Source organism: Poseidonocella sedimentorum, assembly GCF_900116005.1.
GTDB classification, from domain to species: Bacteria; Pseudomonadota; Alphaproteobacteria; order Rhodobacterales; family Rhodobacteraceae; genus Poseidonocella; species Poseidonocella sedimentorum.
In genome coordinates this window covers 1-14110 of record NZ_FOYI01000018.1, presented here as the reverse complement: position 1 = coordinate 14110, position 14110 = coordinate 1, and the positions used below count along the sequence as shown (strand labels likewise).

Annotated in this window: 15 protein-coding genes and 1 tRNA gene; 6 read left to right on the top strand and 10 right to left on the bottom strand. The window is 65.3% G+C overall.

Annotation, left to right across the window (positions count from 1 at the left end; translation table 11 throughout):
• The first annotated feature begins 82 nt into the window (after nucleotides 1–82).
• Nucleotides 83–877, top strand: coding sequence for a tRNA pseudouridine(38-40) synthase TruA (gene truA, locus BM353_RS15910; RefSeq protein WP_092082636.1), 795 nt, complete (start codon nucleotides 83–85; stop codon nucleotides 875–877).
• 7 nt (nucleotides 878–884) lie between these two features.
• On the opposite strand, the gene BM353_RS15905 is transcribed toward truA, so the two are convergent.
• The 7 genes from BM353_RS15905 to BM353_RS15875 form a co-directional block, all read right to left on the bottom strand.
• Nucleotides 885–2360 carry a mannitol dehydrogenase family protein gene (locus BM353_RS15905; RefSeq protein WP_092082634.1) on the bottom strand — a complete coding sequence of 492 codons (1476 nt, stop codon included), beginning with the start codon at nucleotides 2358–2360 and terminating at the stop codon, nucleotides 885–887.
• A 125-nt stretch (nucleotides 2361–2485) separates the two neighbouring features.
• Nucleotides 2486–3490, bottom strand: coding sequence for an ABC transporter ATP-binding protein (locus tag BM353_RS15900; protein ID WP_092082632.1), 1005 nt, complete (start codon nucleotides 3488–3490; stop codon nucleotides 2486–2488).
• Between the two features lie 12 nt (nucleotides 3491–3502).
• Nucleotides 3503–4333: a carbohydrate ABC transporter permease gene (locus BM353_RS15895; RefSeq protein WP_092082630.1), complete on the bottom strand. Its 831-nt coding sequence runs from the start codon at nucleotides 4331–4333 to the stop codon at nucleotides 3503–3505.
• A 12-nt stretch (nucleotides 4334–4345) separates the two neighbouring features.
• Nucleotides 4346–5212 carry a carbohydrate ABC transporter permease gene (locus BM353_RS15890; RefSeq protein ID WP_092082628.1) on the bottom strand — a complete coding sequence of 289 codons (867 nt, stop codon included), beginning with the start codon at nucleotides 5210–5212 and terminating at the stop codon, nucleotides 4346–4348.
• A gap of 235 nt (nucleotides 5213–5447) precedes the next feature.
• Nucleotides 5448–6752, bottom strand: coding sequence for an ABC transporter substrate-binding protein (locus BM353_RS15885; RefSeq protein WP_092082626.1), 1305 nt, complete (start codon nucleotides 6750–6752; stop codon nucleotides 5448–5450).
• Nucleotides 6753–6868: 116 nt separating this feature from the next.
• Nucleotides 6869–7900, bottom strand: coding sequence for a LacI family DNA-binding transcriptional regulator (locus tag BM353_RS15880; protein WP_092082624.1), 1032 nt, complete (start codon nucleotides 7898–7900; stop codon nucleotides 6869–6871).
• 189 nt (nucleotides 7901–8089) lie between these two features.
• Entirely contained in the window at nucleotides 8090–8809 is a 720-nt protein-coding gene (locus BM353_RS15875) for a M48 family metallopeptidase (RefSeq protein ID WP_092082622.1), read from the bottom strand.
• A gap of 109 nt (nucleotides 8810–8918) precedes the next feature.
• On the opposite strand from BM353_RS15875, the gene BM353_RS15870 reads away from it, so the two are divergent.
• Nucleotides 8919–9164, top strand: a complete 246-nt coding sequence (locus BM353_RS15870) for a hypothetical protein (RefSeq protein ID WP_092082620.1) — start codon at nucleotides 8919–8921, stop codon at nucleotides 9162–9164.
• A gap of 100 nt (nucleotides 9165–9264) precedes the next feature.
• Nucleotides 9265–9816 (top strand): DUF305 domain-containing protein, encoded by a 552-nt coding sequence (locus BM353_RS15865; RefSeq protein WP_245759683.1) that lies wholly within the window; start codon nucleotides 9265–9267, stop codon nucleotides 9814–9816.
• A 21-nt stretch (nucleotides 9817–9837) separates the two neighbouring features.
• Here the strand turns inward: BM353_RS15865 and BM353_RS15860 are convergent, their stop codons facing one another.
• Nucleotides 9838–10719: a LysR family transcriptional regulator gene (locus tag BM353_RS15860; RefSeq protein WP_245759682.1), complete on the bottom strand. Its 882-nt coding sequence runs from the start codon at nucleotides 10717–10719 to the stop codon at nucleotides 9838–9840.
• 109 nt (nucleotides 10720–10828) lie between these two features.
• On the opposite strand from BM353_RS15860, the gene BM353_RS15855 reads away from it, so the two are divergent.
• From BM353_RS15855 to BM353_RS15845, 3 genes are all read left to right on the top strand, one after another.
• The gene (locus tag BM353_RS15855; RefSeq protein WP_245759681.1) at nucleotides 10829–11821 is read left to right on the top strand and encodes an NAD(P)-dependent alcohol dehydrogenase; all 993 of its coding nucleotides are present in this window, start codon (nucleotides 10829–10831) and stop codon (nucleotides 11819–11821) included.
• 56 nt (nucleotides 11822–11877) lie between these two features.
• On the top strand, nucleotides 11878–12228 hold the full coding sequence (locus tag BM353_RS15850; protein ID WP_245759680.1) for a VOC family protein: 351 nt from the start codon (nucleotides 11878–11880) through the stop codon (nucleotides 12226–12228).
• Nucleotides 12229–12365: 137 nt separating this feature from the next.
• Nucleotides 12366–12455, top strand: a tRNA-Ser gene (locus BM353_RS15845).
• A 449-nt stretch (nucleotides 12456–12904) separates the two neighbouring features.
• On the opposite strand, the gene BM353_RS15840 is transcribed toward BM353_RS15845, so the two are convergent.
• Together BM353_RS15840 and BM353_RS15835 are read right to left on the bottom strand one after the other, a co-directional pair.
• Nucleotides 12905–13354, bottom strand: a complete 450-nt coding sequence (locus tag BM353_RS15840; protein WP_092082057.1) for a hypothetical protein — start codon at nucleotides 13352–13354, stop codon at nucleotides 12905–12907.
• Nucleotides 13351–13908, bottom strand: a complete 558-nt coding sequence (locus BM353_RS15835; RefSeq protein ID WP_092082059.1) for a hypothetical protein — start codon at nucleotides 13906–13908, stop codon at nucleotides 13351–13353. Before BM353_RS15835 ends, BM353_RS15840 begins: the two co-directional genes overlap by 4 nt.
• Nucleotides 13909–14110: the final 202 nt, after the last annotated feature.

The window sequence follows — 14110 nt, the reverse complement described above, 5'->3', positions numbered from 1 at the left end:
GCGGGCGCGGCTGCGCGCGCGACCCGTCGGGATTGCGGCTCGGGGATTGCGGGCCCGCCCTGCCCGCGCTATCTGCGCGCCCATGCCCCGCTATGCTCTCCTGATCGAATACGATGGCGCGCCGTTTGCCGGCTGGCAGCGCCAGAAAGAACAGCCCTCGGTGCAGGGGGCAATCGAGGCCGCGCTCGCCCGGCTGGAGCCGCGCACCCATGCCATCGCCGCAGCGGGGCGGACCGACGCGGGCGTCCATGCGCTGGCGCAGGTGGCCCATTGCGACATGGACAAGGACTGGACTCCATTCCGGCTTTCAGAGGCGCTCAACCACCATCTGAAACCCGCGCCCGTGGCGATCCTTGGCTGCGCGCGGGTGGCGGAGGATTGGCACGCCCGGTTTTCCGCCCGCGAGCGGCGGTACCTCTTCCGGCTCATGGTGCGGCGCGCGCCGGCGGCGCTGGAGGGGGCGCATGTCTGGCGGGTTGCGCAACCGCTCGATCTCGAGGCCATGCGCGCCGGCGCGCAGCATCTCCTCGGGCGGCATGATTTCACCACCTTCCGCAGCACGATGTGTCAGGCCGAGAGCCCGGTGAAGACGCTGGATCGGCTCACGATCGACAAGGTGGCGGTCAACGGCGGGGTCGAGTTTCACTTCCACCTCGCCGCGCGGTCCTTCCTGCACAATCAGGTGCGCAGCATCGTCGGGACGCTGGAACGGGTCGGCGCGGGCGCCTGGACGCCGGGGCGCGTGGCCGAGGCCCTGGCTGCGGCGGATCGCGCGGCTTGCGGACCGGTCTGCCCGCCCGGCGGGCTCTACCTCTCCGGGGTGGGCTATCCGGAGGATCCCTTCGCGGGGGCGCCCGAGGGCCCCACCGCGCGCTGATCCGGTCTCAGCCCTTTCGCCCGGCCGCGTAGCGCGCGAGCGTGGCGCGCGTGCCGTCCCTCCAGAGCGCATCAAGCCAGGCGCCGAACCGGTCAGCTACCTGCGGCTCGGCGGCCAGATCGCCATAGATATGGCTCTGCGCCAGCCAGGCCGCGGGCTCTTGCCGCGCGGCGAGCGCGACGGTGTGCAGCGCGTCCCAGTCCGGGTCATTGGCCTCGATCGGGCTGCCGTCATCGCGCGTCGCGGCGCACATCCGCGCCCAAAGCGCCTCCACAAGACAGAGCCCATCCACCGGGCCGCCCGCACCAAGCGCATCGCGCAGGATCGGCAGCACGAAACCGGGATGGCGCGAGGAGCCGTCGAAGGCCACGCGCCGCGTGGTGTCGGCGATCTCGGGGTTGGAAAACCGGCGGCGGATGAGGTCGAGATAGGCGCTCGGCGTCATCCCCGGGACGGGCGCCACGTGGGGGACGATTTCCTCCTCCTGCACCCGCATGAAGAAGGAGAAGATATCGGGATCGGTCATGCAGCCGTGGATCGTCCCGGCGGCCAGAAGCTCGCCGGCGTTGGCCAGAACCTGGTGTCCGCCGTTGAGGATGCGGATCTTCATCGCCTCGTAGTCATGGACATTGGGGGTCAGCGTCGCGCCGGCCTTTTCCCAGGCGGGCCGACCGGCGCAGAACGCGTCTTCGAGCACCCACTGGCGATAGTTCTCATGGGTGACCGGCGCGGCGTCGTCGAGCCCGATCTTGCGCGCCAGCGCCAGCTCCGCCTCGCCCGTGGCCGGGACGATGCAATCGACCATGGAGTTGGGGAAAGTGACCTCGGCCTCGATCCAGTCGGCGAGCGCCGGATCGGAGAGCCGCGCCATGGTCGTGACGGCGGCGCGGGAGATGTCGCCGTTGCCGCGCAGGTTGTCGCAACTCTGGACGGTGAAGGGCCCGTGGCCCGCGTCGCGCCGGGCGCTGAGCGCGGCGAGCACAGCGCCGATCCACGTCACCGGGGCGGCGGGATTTGCCAGATCGTTGCGAATGTCGGGGTGACTCGCGTCGAAGGCATCCGTCGCGGGATCGATGTAGTAGCCGCCCTCGGTCACGGTCATGGCGACGATGCGGATCGCGGGATCGGACATGGCGCGAATGAGCGGGCCGTTGCCCTCCTCGATGGGCAGGTAATCGATCATCGATCCCACCACCTCGGCGGACATGCCGGACGGATCGAGTTCGATGAGGCTCGTCAGGCAATCCTGCGCCAGCAGTTTGGAGCGCATCGCGGCGTCATAAGACCGCACGCCCGCGCCAATGATCGCCCAGTCCTGCGCCAGCCCCTCCTGCATCAGCCGATGCAGATACCAGGCCTGGTGCGCGCGGTGGAAATTGCCCACCCCGATATGCACGATTCCGGGGCGCAGGGCGGCGCGGTCGTAGCTGGGGCGGATGATCGCCTCGGGAAGCTCCGCGAGCGTGTCATTCGATAGTTTCATTGCCAAACTCCAGGGCGCCGGCTCAACCAGTGCCTGCTAACCAAGTGACCAATCTGCCGTGCACCTGCCCCGCCCCCCGCGGGATGCCCTTGCGGGGCGCTCCTGCGGGGGGCGGGCCGGGCCGATCAGGCGATGCGCAAGCCCGCTGCGTCGAAGCGGTGCAGATGCGCAGGATCGGGCGTGAGGAAAATCCGGTCGCCGTACTGGACCGGGAATTCGCCACTGGCACGCACCGTGAGCGGCTCCGCGAATTGCGGGCACTGGACGTGCAGGAACGTATCGGAGCCGAGGTGTTCGGCGACGCCGACGGTGCCTTCCCATGTGCCGGACTCGGTGGAGATCGCGGTGTGCTCGGGCCGGATGCCGATGGTGTGCACGCCGTGTTTCTCAGCCTCGGGGCCCGACAGCAGGTTCATTTTCGGCGAGCCGATGAACCCCGCGACAAAGACGTTGCGCGGCGCGCGGTAAAGCTCCAGCGGGCTGCCCACCTGCTCGATCACCCCGGCCTGCAGCACGACGATCTTGTCGGCCATGGTCATGGCCTCGACCTGGTCGTGGGTGACGTAGATCATGGTGGTGGCAAGGCGTTTGTGCAGCTCTGAGATTTCCAGCCGCATCCCGACGCGCAGCGCCGCATCGAGGTTCGAGAGCGGCTCGTCAAAGAGGAAGGCCGCCGGTTCGCGCACGATGGCGCGCCCGATGGCCACCCGCTGGCGCTGCCCGCCCGAAAGCTGGCCGGGGCGCCGTTCGAGATAGTCGGTGAGGTTGAGCGCGGTGGCGGCCGCCTCGATGCGCCGGTTCTGCTCGTCCTCGGGGATGCCCGCCATTCTCATCGGGAAGGCGATGTTCTTGCGCACCGACATATGCGGATAAAGCGCGTAGGATTGAAACACCATCGCAAGGCCGCGCTTGGCGGGCGGCACGTTGGTCGCGTCCTGCCCGTCGATGCGGATCGTGCCGGAGGTGATGTCCTCCAGCCCCGCGATGAGGCGCAAGAGCGTGGACTTGCCGCAGCCCGAGGGGCCGACGAAGACGGTGAATTCCCCGTCCCCGATGGTCAGGTCCAGCGGCGGAATGACTTCGACCGGACCGAAGCTCTTGGTGACTTGTTCGAGTTTGATCTGTCCCATGTTCGTAAATCCTTACTTCACTGCGCCAAAGGTCAGGCCGCTGACCAGCTGTTTCTGGCTGAACCAGCCAAGGATGAGGATCGGCGCGATGGCCATGGTGGAGGCCGCGCTGAGTTTTGCGAAGAACAGACCCTCGGGGCTTGAGTAGCTGGCGATGAACGCCGTCAACGGGGCTGCCTTGGCGGCGGTGAGGTTGAGTGTCCAGAAGGCTTCGTTCCAGGCGAGAATGAAATTGAGCAGCATGGTCGACGCGATGCCGGGGATCGCCATCGGCGTGAGCACATAGAGGATTTCATCCTTCAGGCTCGCCCCGTCCATCCGGGCGGCCTCCAGGATCTCGCCGGGGATTTCCTTGAAATAGGTGTAGAGCATCCAGACGATGATCGGCAGGTTCATCAGCATCAGCACGATGATGAGCCCGGTGCGCGTATCCAGAAGACCCAACCGGATGAAGATCAGGTAGATCGGATAGAGCACACCGACCGCCGGAAGCATCTTGGTCGAGAGCATCCACAGCAGGATGTCCTTGGTCTTGCGCGAGGGCACGAAGGCCATGGACCATGCGGCGGGGATCGCGATCAGCAGGCCCAGCAGCGTGGCGCCCCCTGCGATGATGATCGAGTTCATCAGGAAGCGGGCGTAGTTGGATCGCTCCAGCACGGTGCGATAGTTGTCCAGTGTCCAGTCGAAGGCGAGGAACACCGGCGGGTCGGCGACCGCCACAGCTTCGGTCTTGAAGCTGGTGAGGATCGTCCAGAGGATCGGGAAGAAGATCAGCAGCCCGACGGCCCATGCGGCGGCGGTGTTGATGATCTTGCGATTGGTCGTGACGGTTCGTGCCATGATTTCAGCTCCTCACGCGTCCAGGTTCTTGCCGACGATGCGCATCAGGAAGATGGCAACGATATTGGCCAGAATGATGGCATAGACCCCACCGGCAGAGCCGAGCCCGACGTTCTGGCTTTCCAGCACGCGCTGGAAGATGAGGTAGGTCAGCGTTCGCGACCCGAAGGCGCCCCCTGTCGTCACGAAGATCTCCGCGAAGATCGACAGCAGGAAGATCGTCTCGATCAGGATCACGATGGTGATCGCGCGGCTCAGGTGCGGCAGGGTGATGTAGGCGAAGCGCTTGAGCACCGGCGCGCCATCCATTTCGGCGGCTTCGAGCTGCTCGCTGTCGAGCGACTGGATCGCGGTCAGAAGGATGAGCGTGGCGAAGGGCAGCCATTGCCAGCTCACGATCAGCACGATGGAAAAGAGCGATATGTCGCTGAGCCATTCGATCGGCTGCGCCCCGACGGCCTTCCACAGATGCGCAAAGAGGCCGTTGACCGGGTCCATGAACATGTTCTTCCACACCAGCGCCGATACCGTGGGCATCACGAAGAAGGGCGCGATCACGAGGATCCGAACGACCCCCTGCCCCCACATCGGCTGGTTGAGCAGGATGCCCAGCAGCACGCCGAAGATGACGGTGATGAGCAGCGTGCCCCCGACGATGATCAGCGTGGCCTGTACGCTGGGCCAGAAGGCTGAAGAGGTCACGAAACGAACGTAGTTGTCGAAGCCCGTCCAGCCCAGGTCACCGCCCCGAAGAGGCAGGTAGCGCTTGAACGAAAAGTAGAGCGTCATGATCAGGGGGACGAGCATCCATCCAAGAAGGAGGATCACCGCCGGTGCCATCATGAAACGGGCCGCTGATCGCGAATGCTGTGTCGCCATGGCTTATCTCCCGGTGGCTCGTTGCGAAATGCGTCTGCGATAAATCTGTGGTGGCACGCAGCTTGCGCCCAACACATCGCGAATGAAAGGAAAAGATCGTCTGGCCGGGTGCAATACTGGCCCGGCGCGGAGCGGGGCGATCTTGGGTGCGACCAGACGATTGGAACTCGTTACGTTCACAATTTGCCGGGAGAGGGGCGCGGACGCCCGCCCCCCGGACTTTCGTGGCGGGTACTCAGTACCCGGCGGCTTCCATTTCCTCGGCGGTGATGGCCTGAGCCTTCTCGAGCGCCGCTTCAGCAGATTGCTGGCCTGCGACGGCCGCGGCAAACTCCTGACCAACCTGGCCCGCGATACCCGCAAATTCCGGGATCGCCGCGAACTGCACGCCGGTATAGGGCACGGGTTCGACGGTCGGGTTGTTGGGATCGGCCGAGAGGATCGACTTGAGGGTCATGTCCGCGAAGGGGATCTTGGAGTATTCCTCGTTCTCATAGAGCGAGACGCGCGCACCCGGGGGCACATTCGCCCAGCCTTCCTTGGATGCCACGAGCTCGATGTACTGGTTCGAGGTCGCCCATTCGATGAAGGCCTTGGCCGCGCCTTCGTTCTGCGTGCCGGCGGGCACTGCGAGGGCCCAGGCCCAGAGCCAGTTGCCGCGCTTGTCCACACCGTCCTTATTGGGGGCGAGGGCAAAGCCGACCTTGTCGGCCACAACGGATTCGCTCGGGTCAGTCAGCTTGGAGGCCGCGACAGTCGCGTCGATCCACATGCCGCACTTGCCCTGGTTGAAGAGCGTGAGGTTCTCGTTGAAGCTGTTGCCGGAGGCGCCCGGAGGGCCCGCTTCTTCCATGAGCTCGAGGTAGAAGGTCAGAGCCTCCTGCCATTCGGCCGAGTCGAACTGGGGCTGCCAGTCCTCGTCGAACCAGCGCGCGCCGAAGGAGTTGGCCATCGAGGTGATGAAGGCCATGTTGTCGCCCCATCCGGCCTTGCCGCGCAGGCAGGCGCCGTAGATCTCGTTTTCCTTGTCGGTCATCGCCAGAGCGGCTTCGCGGATGAATTCCCACGTGGGCGCTTCGGGCATTTCCAGCCCGGCCTGCTCCATGAGATCGGTGCGATAGAAGACCATCGAGGATTCGCCATAGAACGGCGCGGCGTACATGGTGCCGTCATGCGACAAGCCGTTGCGCATGGCCGGCAGGATGTCGTCGGCGTTGTATTCCGCGCTGAGATCATCCAGCGGCACGAGCCAGCCGTTGGCACCCCAGATCGGCGCCTCGTACATGCCGATGGTCATGATGTCGAACTGGCCGCCCTTGGTGGCGATATCCTGGGTGACACGCTGGCGAAGAACGTTCTCTTCAAGCGTGACCCACTCGACCTCATGACCGGTCTTGACGGTGAAGTCATCGGTGAGACCCTGCATGCGGATCATGTCACCGTTGTTGACCGTCGCGATGGTGATGGTGTCTGCGTAAGCTGCGGTTGTTGCCAACAGCGTAAGCGCCGTCGCTGCGCGACATGCGTGCGTAAAGTACATCCGTATCCTCCCGTATTTGGATGTTGCCCGGTAAACCTAGCGCACGCCCTTGCCGTGCGTCAATTTATTTTTTACGCGCGTTAATTTTTTTAATTTTTCGGATTTAAGTCAGTGACTTAAGCGGAGCCCCGCATGATAAGTCGGCCTTCGAAATGGCTTTCCAGCTTCTGATCAGGGCGGTGCCCCGACTCGATAATGCCGAACAGAACCTCGGCGGCACGGGTCGCGATTGCGCTGTAATCCTGAGACACGGTGGTCAGCGCCGGACAGGTGTAGCGCGAGAAGGGATGATCGTCGTGCCCCGCGACGCGCAGCGCGCAGCCCTCCCCCTGCCCCACCCGGAACCCGAGCTGGTAGGCCGCCGCGAGCAACCCGATCGCAAGCCGATCATTGCTGCACAAAAGCGTGTTGCTGGGCAGCCCCCGGCTGGACAAGACCGCCTGCGCGCCGGTGAAGCCGATATTCTCGAAGTCCCAGCCCTCGCCCTCGACCTGCACCAGATGGGGCTCCTGCCCCAGTCGCTCCATCGCCGCCACATAGGCATTGCGCCGTTTGTAGGCGTTGGGGTTGGAGGGGGTCTTCATTTCGAAGAACACCGGCGGCTCGCCCGTCCGGCAAAGATAATCGACGATGAGCCCGATGCTCTGCATGTTGTCGGAGCCGGAAAACGCCTCGCCCAGCGGCTCGATGTTGGCATCGAAGAACACGGTGGGCACATCGGCGCAGAAATCCGCGATCCGGTCCAGTTCGGAGGTCCGCCCCAGGGGCGCAAGCAAAACCCCGGCGGGTTTGACAAGGCGCAGGTTGTCGAGGTTCTCGATCTCCTGGCTTGGCAGCCCGTGCGAGCCGAGCAGGACCGGGCGGAACCCGGCGTCGATCACGTGCTGCTCCATGACGCGGGCGATCTCGGCGAAGAACGGGTCGGCAAGATAGGGCACCACGATGCCGATGTTGTTGGTCATCCGGCGGTTCTGGTTGATCGCATACATGTTGGGGCGATAATCGACATCGGCGAGCGCGCTCTCAATCCGCTGGCGCGTCGAGGATCGGACGCTTGTCGGGTCGTTGAAATACTTCGAAAGCGTCGGGCGTGAGATGCCGCTCATCGCGGCAAACTCATCCATGTTTCTGATCTTCGTATTGCTCATCGGATTGCCAGCGCTCCCTCCCCCCGCCGTCTTATGCGACCAGCGCGATCTTAGACGAGAGTTTGACGCGCGGCAATTTTCAAACCCTAAAAACGGCGCTGAATTTTCACCGAGCCGGAAAAATTGCTTCTATTCCGCCCATTTGGCCATGGCCGCGGATGGCCCCCCGCGCGCCCGGATCGCCCTCTCTCAGAGCGCCGCGGCCGTGCGCCGGACGATCTCCATGCGCTGCGCGTTGGGCGGGTGGGTGCCGAGGAACCGATCGCCGGGATCGGGGATACGGTTGAAGAACAGCGCGCCGCGCACCGGATCGTAGCCCGCGGCATCGGTGATGACCGTGCCGAGCGCGTCGGCCTCCAGCTCGAAGTCCTTGGAGTAGATCCGGCCGCCGACCTGCGCACCCAGCCGCTGCGCCGCCTCGACCCCGCTGGAGCTTGCGCCGGTCATGGCCGCAATCCCGCCGAGCGCCGCCGCGCCAAGCGTTGCCACGCCCTGCTGGCGGCGGATATGGCCCGCGATGTGATGCGCCGTCTCATGGCCGAGGACAAAGGCCAGTTCGTCGCGGTTCTCCGCCGCGAGGATCAGCGGCACGGTAAAGACGACGATCGGCCGGCCGTTTTCGTCCAGTGTCTGGAACGCATTGGCCTGCACCCCGGCGCGGTCATCGACGAGGATGCGGAAATCGCAGTTCACCCCGCTGGTGCGGCGGCGGCATTCGCTCTCGGCCACCGGCTCCACACTGCGCACCACCGCGCTGAAATTACGCGTCGCGGTCTCGGCGGAGACCGCGCGGACGGGGCTCGACGGGGCCTCTCCGCCGCCCGTCCCGCCAGAGGGTGTCGACACTGTAACCGCTCCGCAGCCCGACAAGAGAAGCGCGCCGGCCAGCAAGATGGAAGTGATGCGCATGGATCGTCCTTTCGAATGTCTCCGCCAGACATAGCGCAGTCCCCGCCCCCGCGCCAAGTGCCCCCGCATCGCCCATTGCATCCCCGGCGCCATGCCCTACTCTGACCCCATGTTCAGCATCGAGCACGAATTCGACTCAACCGTCATCACCCTCGTCGACGAAGGCCCGCCGACGCTTCAGGAAGATATCTCGATCAACGCGTTCGAGGAATGCGTCACGATCGAGCAATATGATCCGCGCACCGACACCGTCCAGAAGATCACCCTGTCGATGGCCCAGCTGCGTGACCTCGGCGCGGCGCTCGATCTGCCCGAAGGGGTCTACAAGCTCGCCCCGCCGACCTCCGCCGGCTGAACGCCAGCCCTGTCGCCGACCGGATATTTTCCGGCGCTTTGCGGAACCCGTGGTCCGTCCTCCCGTTGGTCTTGCGTGAACAGATCGAAGAGATACGGAAATGGCACAGCCGGATGATTGCACGGGGGCATCGCGCCCGGCGCACCACGATCGCCAAGGCAAGGGCGGCAAATACGGGCGGTTCTTCGCGATGATCGCCACATCGACGGTGGTGATGTACGGGCTGATGTACCTCAACACCTATGCGCTTGATCACGTCTTCCTCTCGCAGACGCGCATGTGGATGGCGCTCTATATGGGCGGGATGATGGCGGTGGTCATGCTCGCCTTCATGCTCGGCATGTATTCGAACCGGAATGCGAACATCGCGATCTTTGCCGGCGCGGGGATCGCCTTTGCGGCGGGGGTCTATTTCGTCCGGTCGCAGGATACGGTCGGCGACATCGCCTGGATGAAGGCGATGATCCCGCACCACTCCATCGCGATCCTGACCAGCGAGCGCGCCAACCTGTCGGACCCGCGGGTTCGGGCCCTGTCCGAGGCGATCGCGGAGACACAGCGCAGCGAAATCGCCGAGATGAAGCGGTACATCGCCGATATCGAGCAGAACGGCGACGCGGCACCGGGGACAGAGCGCGACAAGCGGGACTGAGCGGCGAGCAAGGCGCGGGCGCTATGCGCCGACGAACGCCGCCCGGCGCTCCATGAGCGCATCACACAGATAATCCACGAAGAGCCGCACCCGGCGGACCCGGCGCAGCTCACCGTGCAGCAGCACCCAGGTGGCGCGGCGCTGGTCTGGTTCAGTGCCCGGGACGCGTTGCAGCTCGGGGAAGACCGAGCTGACCCAGGACGCGAGGAAGCTCATCCCCGCCCCGGCCCGCGCGAGGTGCAGATGCATTTCGGGATCGGGCACAGAGTGTCGTATCCGCGCCTCGGGAAAGGCCGAGGCCGCGATCATCTCGGCCAACTCGGGCACATCGCCATACCCGATCCAGCTCAGCCCCTGCCCCTTGCGGCCCGCCGATGGCAGGGCGCGGTCGATATAGGCGCGCGAGGCCATCACACTGATAGACAGCGGGAACAGCTTGCGCCCCACGGCGTCGTCGTCAATCGCGGTGACATGGCGGATCGAGACATCCGTCTCGTTGCGCGCGATGGAATCGAGCGCGTAGCCAAGGCGCAGTTCGATCTCGATCTCGGGGTAGAGCGCGGCGAAATCGGCCAGAACCGGAGCGAGCAGGTAATGCGCCGTCATCGGATCGGCAGAAAGACGAATGCGCCCCGCGGCCTCACGGTCAAGCCCCTGAACCGCGTTGAACCCCTTGAGAAGCGCCGCCTCCGCTTCGAGCGCCTGCGGCAGGAGCCTTCGCCCGGCGGCGGTCAGCGTCAGCCCGTCCGCACCCCGCCGAAACAGCTGCGTGCCGAGCTGCGCCTCCAGCGCCTCGACCTGCCGGCGCAAGGTCGCATGGGTGCCGCCGAGTTGCTCGGCCGCCGCCCGAAGCGAGCCCGCGCGCGAAACCGCCAGAAAGGCGGGAAGAGATTTCCAATCCATGATATCCCGGATCGCTTGTGAACCACTACGGTCTATTATAGTCACTCCCCGGATCAAAACAAAACCGTTACGTCCTTCGGCGAGCCCAAAAGCCAAAGGAGGTCCCCCGATGACTGCGACCATGACTGCGACACGTACGGCCTGGCACATACCGCGCTACGGCCGCCCCGAAATCCTGACCCCGGTCACGCTGCCGATGCCGGAGCCGGGCCCGACCGAGATCCTGATCCGCATCGATGCCTCCGCCGTGACGCGCGCCGACGGGATGATGCGCAGGGGCGAGCCGCTCTTCGCGCGCCCGTTCCTTGGCCTGCGCCGCCCGCGCAACGGGCTCTCCGGCACGGGCCTGTCCGGCGAGGTGATCGCGGTCGGCGCCAATGTCCGCCGCTTCGCGCCAGGCGACAGGGTGTTCGGCGAGGCCGGACTGCAATTCGGCGCCAATGCGAGCCACATCTGCCTTGATGAAAACGGCGTCTTGATGCCCAAACCGGACGCGCTGTCCCATGAGGACGCGGCGGTCCTGTGTGACGGCGTGCTGACCTCCTGGCATTTCCTGCGGACCCTCGCCCGCGTCAAACGCGGCGACCGCGTCCTGATCCTCGGCGGATCCGGCAGCCTCGGCACCGCCGCCGTGCAGATCGCCGCCCATCTCGGGGCTGAGGTGAGCGCCACCACCAGCCCGCGCAACGCAAGCCTTGTCGCCTCGCTCGGGGCCAGCCACGTGATCGACTACACCAGCGAAGAGGCCCTCCGCCCCGGCGCCGGATACGACGTGATCTTCGACACGGTTGGCGTCGCGACCTTCTCGGCGGCCAAACCCGCACTCGCGAACACGGGGGCCTACCTCTGCCCGGTCCTGACGCTGAGCCGCCTGCCCGCCGTCCTGCTGACCGGTCTTTTCGGCACGAAGAAATCCGTCTTTGCCGCCGCCGGTCTGGAAAAACCCTCGCGCCTGCGGGCCATGCTGTCGGAGATCCTGACGCTGATCGAAGAAGACCGCCTCGCCCCCGTCATGGACCGGATCTACCCCCTGACCGAGCTCGTGGAGGCGCATACCTTTGTCGAAACCGGACACAAACGGGGCAATGTTGTCGTCGTCTGACCCTGCGGTACACTCGCGACCGAGATCCTGTTTCCATCGGAGACCTTGCTATGAAAATGAACTACGTCGTCGTCGGCACCAACGACATGGCCGCCGCCAAAGCCTTCTACGATGCGCTTTTCGCCAATGCCGGCCTGCAGACCATGTCCCCGTCGGACCGCATGACCTACTGGCTCGGCGAGGATTTCGCCTTCGCAGTCGCGAAACCCTTCGACGAAAAACCGGCCACCAACGGCAACGGCACCATGGTCGGCTTCTGCGTCGGCACCCGCGACGACGTCGATCGAATGCACGCCCTGGCTCTCGAGCTCGGCGGAACCAGCGAGGGCGCGCCCAACCAGCGAGGCCCGAAATTCTCCGCCTATGTGAGGGATCTGGACGGCAACAAACTGTGCCTGTCTGACTGAGCGCAGAGACGCGCCTGACGCCGCGTGTCCGTCCCAACCACCCCGATCCGAACCGGCTCAGGGCTCCACCGAGGTTTTTGCCGCGCCATGCAGAATGGCCTTGTAATCCCCAAGTTGGCTTGGATATACGCGTCGTCGGAGACGTGGCCGAGTGGTCGAAGGCGCTCCCCTGCTAAGGGAGTAGGCGGGAAACCGTCTCGAGGGTTCGAATCCCTTCGTCTCCGCCACTTTCTGCCCCTTGCGCGCGACGCAAGGCCAGAAAAACAAGGTATTTGGTTGCATAGTGTGATCATTTCCCGAAAAATTTGCTCCACTTTTTGCTCCACATTCTCTTGCGCCCGCGCCGGTATTTCGTCGGTAGCGAGGTCTTCCCGCGCATCCCGATGACCCAAAAAGCGCGCACCCCACCTCGCCTACGGGCCCGGATAGAACAGCAGAGCGCCGTGGACGATCAACAGCACGACAATCGCGACGCGCACGATGTTTCGGCGCAGCCAGACATGGGCGCGGGTGCAGTATTTCATCGGTTTGTCCTGTGAGGTTGGTGGCGCGCCGGCAGCTTCGTAGCAGCGAAGGAGTGTTGATCATCACCGGCGCGCCGAATGCCGGGGGATCCAGTCCCGGCGCCGGGGCCTCCCGGCCCCTCAAGGGACGGCGCCCGGTGGGCGCCGTCGGATCATTTTTGGTCGAGCATCCGCAAGCTCAGCTTCACGGCGTCAGCGAAGTCGATGGCCGTCCGGACGGCACGACACAGCACCTCGAGCGGCGGGAGGGCAGCTTGGAGCGCCTCTGCCTCCGGCGTGAGCCGCCGCTGGGTATCGAATGCCTCGGCGCAGCCGATCAGGCGCTCCTGCGGGATGGCGGTTTTCTCTTCGAATGTCCCGGCCTTGATCCCGTCGCGGATCTCCGAGATCGCTGTAGCGAGGACATGCGCGAGGGTCTCGTCGACGCCGCTTTCCTTTTCGAGGAGCTCGGCGGCCTTCCTCACCGCATCCTGCGCACCGGGGCTGAGATGAGGGATCACCCGGTCGCTCAGGTGCCGACCCATTCCGGATCGCCGCTCGAGGACGCCGCGGACGAGCCCGACCTGCTGCTCCAAGAGGCTCAACGGCAAAAACCCGGTCATCCCTGCACCACCTTTCCGATGGGAGCAGCACGTCGTCGCGTGAGCCGCTCCACCACGACCTCCCGGCCTCGCATTCCACCGGACCGCCGGCGCTGCCGGGACCGATAGCTGGCGGCGATATCGCGTTCCGCGTGGATGCGACCGCGCAGGGCATTCATCGCCCTGAACGGGGCGCCGCTGAGGCGTCCGAGGACGGCGGAGCCGGTGGCCCGGCACACGGAGAAGCCGCTGTGGTTCAACGGCACAAGCAACCGGCGCGCGCCTACGAATCGCGTCGGCTCGTTCAGTCCCGCCGAGAGGAAGTCTGTCCGGCGGCGGACATGAACCTCGTAGCCAACATTGGAACGCCGGCGGGAGGTGGTGCCGTAGGCAAGCAGCGCATAGTGCTTGCCGCCATGCTCCTCGATGTCGAGGATGAGGCAGGGCCGCGCCTTCGGACGCCCGGTATGGCCCTCCTCGGCGAGCGGAAAGCGAAACGAGACGATGTCGCCGGGCGAGATGTGGTCCTGCCAGGCCGGGGTCATCGCGAAGGTGGTCTGGGTGCTGTCGAGCATTGTCGGTGTCCTTGAATTGTGGATGTCCGACGCGCCCGATCTTCCCTCTATTCTATCGGCCGGGACCTTCCGTCGTGCGCGTCACAAGGCGCGCGCACGGCGGAAAGGGCCAGGCCCTGCTTCCCGGTCCGGTCATTCTTGTTGGGTTGGGGGGGGGGAGCGTCGAGAGGAGTGTCCCCTCTCGACTTCGGAAGGGGCACGG

Coding starts and splice junctions, on each gene's coding strand:
- BM353_RS15875 (WP_092082622.1), bottom strand. CDS start 8,809: ATGCGCATCACTTCCATCTTGCTGGCCGGCGCGCTTCTCTTGTCGGGC.
- BM353_RS15905 (WP_092082634.1), bottom strand. CDS start 2,360: ATGAAACTATCGAATGACACGCTCGCGGAGCTTCCCGAGGCGATCATC.
- BM353_RS15835 (WP_092082059.1), bottom strand. CDS start 13,908: ATGCTCGACAGCACCCAGACCACCTTCGCGATGACCCCGGCCTGGCAG.
- BM353_RS15865 (WP_245759683.1), top strand. CDS start 9,265: ATGGCACAGCCGGATGATTGCACGGGGGCATCGCGCCCGGCGCACCAC.
- BM353_RS15840 (WP_092082057.1), bottom strand. CDS start 13,354: ATGACCGGGTTTTTGCCGTTGAGCCTCTTGGAGCAGCAGGTCGGGCTC.
- truA (WP_092082636.1), top strand. CDS start 83: ATGCCCCGCTATGCTCTCCTGATCGAATACGATGGCGCGCCGTTTGCC.
- BM353_RS15860 (WP_245759682.1), bottom strand. CDS start 10,719: ATGGATTGGAAATCTCTTCCCGCCTTTCTGGCGGTTTCGCGCGCGGGC.
- BM353_RS15870 (WP_092082620.1), top strand. CDS start 8,919: ATGTTCAGCATCGAGCACGAATTCGACTCAACCGTCATCACCCTCGTC.
- BM353_RS15855 (WP_245759681.1), top strand. CDS start 10,829: ATGACTGCGACCATGACTGCGACACGTACGGCCTGGCACATACCGCGC.
- BM353_RS15900 (WP_092082632.1), bottom strand. CDS start 3,490: ATGGGACAGATCAAACTCGAACAAGTCACCAAGAGCTTCGGTCCGGTC.
- BM353_RS15895 (WP_092082630.1), bottom strand. CDS start 4,333: ATGGCACGAACCGTCACGACCAATCGCAAGATCATCAACACCGCCGCC.
- BM353_RS15885 (WP_092082626.1), bottom strand. CDS start 6,752: ATGTACTTTACGCACGCATGTCGCGCAGCGACGGCGCTTACGCTGTTG.
- BM353_RS15890 (WP_092082628.1), bottom strand. CDS start 5,212: ATGGCGACACAGCATTCGCGATCAGCGGCCCGTTTCATGATGGCACCG.
- BM353_RS15850 (WP_245759680.1), top strand. CDS start 11,878: ATGAACTACGTCGTCGTCGGCACCAACGACATGGCCGCCGCCAAAGCC.
- BM353_RS15880 (WP_092082624.1), bottom strand. CDS start 7,900: ATGAGCAATACGAAGATCAGAAACATGGATGAGTTTGCCGCGATGAGC.